This is a genomic window from Benzoatithermus flavus (genome assembly GCF_037908215.1).
In the GTDB taxonomy this organism is placed as follows: Bacteria; Pseudomonadota; Alphaproteobacteria; order Geminicoccales; family Geminicoccaceae; genus Benzoatithermus; species Benzoatithermus flavus.
Map to the genome: position 1 here is coordinate 1 of NZ_JBBLZC010000073.1, position 1,028 is coordinate 1,028.

General features: G+C 69.0%; 1 protein-coding gene. It reads right to left on the bottom strand.

Going from position 1 to position 1,028, the window contains the following annotated elements; all coding sequences use genetic code 11:
- Positions 1 to 18 precede the first annotated feature (18 nt).
- Positions 19 to 954 carry an IS1595 family transposase gene (locus U1T56_RS24100; protein ID WP_418162032.1) on the bottom strand — a complete coding sequence of 312 codons (936 nt, stop codon included), beginning with the start codon at positions 952 to 954 and terminating at the stop codon, positions 19 to 21.
- Positions 955 to 1,028: the final 74 nt, after the last annotated feature.

Sequence of the window (1,028 nt, forward strand, 5' to 3'; positions counted from 1 at the left end):
CCTGATTAGCCGTGACCCTCATCCAGCGACGAGGACCCGATAGGGCATAGGCTTGGTGCGGGCGGCGCTGTGGACGAAGCGCACGAGCATGCTGTCGAGCTGGAAGCGGCGATTGAAGCGCCAGGCGAAGCTGGCGAGATAGCGGGCGGCGTGCGCCGGGCCAAGCTGGCGGTAGGTGCCGGTGATCGCCGCCTTGATGTTGCCCAGTGTGGTGTTCACCCACTTGAACGGCGCCCAGCGCGCCGCCTGCCGCCCCGAGCCGGTCACCATCGGGAAATGATCGCAGCCGGCGCCCTCGACCGCCGCCCAGCAGGACAGGCCGTCGCTGACCACGGTGCTGCCGGGCGCCAGATGTTCGCGCGCCAGCTTCTCGACCTCCTTCTTGCGGAAGCCCTTGACCGGCAGGAGCTTGAGCTTCCTCGGCCAGCGCTCGGCCGTGGTCTCGACCGCCGCGACGATCGGGGTCTTGCCAGCGGCGCCCCGCCCACGCTTGTCGCCCGAGCGCGCCCCGCCCAGGTAGGCGTCGTCGATCTCGACCCGGCCTTGGAGCGGCTTCTTGGCCTCGCGCTCGAGCATCACCTGCATGATCTTGTGCTTCATCGACCAGGCGGTGGTCTGCTTGACCCCGAGCCTGCGGCCGAGCTCGACCGAGGAGATGCCGTTCTTGGCGGTGACGATCAGGTGGATCGCCAGGAACCAAGTGGTGAGCGGCAGCTTGGTGGCGTGGAAGATCGTCCCCGCCGTGAGCGGGACCTGGTGCTTGCACCGGTTGCACTGGAAAAGCTTGCGCTCGGCCAGCCAGGCCCGGCCGCCATGGCCGCAGGCCGGGCAGACAAAGCCTTTGGGCCAGCGCAGCCTCTCCAGGGCGGCGCGGCACTGCGCTTCCGTGCCGAACGCCTCGCGGAACGCCGCCTCGCTCAGCCCCTTGACCCGCGCCGCCAGCTTGCCCGCCATACCTGTGCCTCCCGCAGCCCTGGAAACCGCGGCAATCCTAGCCCATGGCCGGATGACTTTGAAGGCTAATCAGG

Excerpts from the sequence above, each read along its gene's own strand:
- U1T56_RS24100 (WP_418162032.1), bottom strand. The coding sequence starts at position 954 with ATGGCGGGCAAGCTGGCGGCGCGGGTCAAGGGGCTGAGCGAGGCGGCG.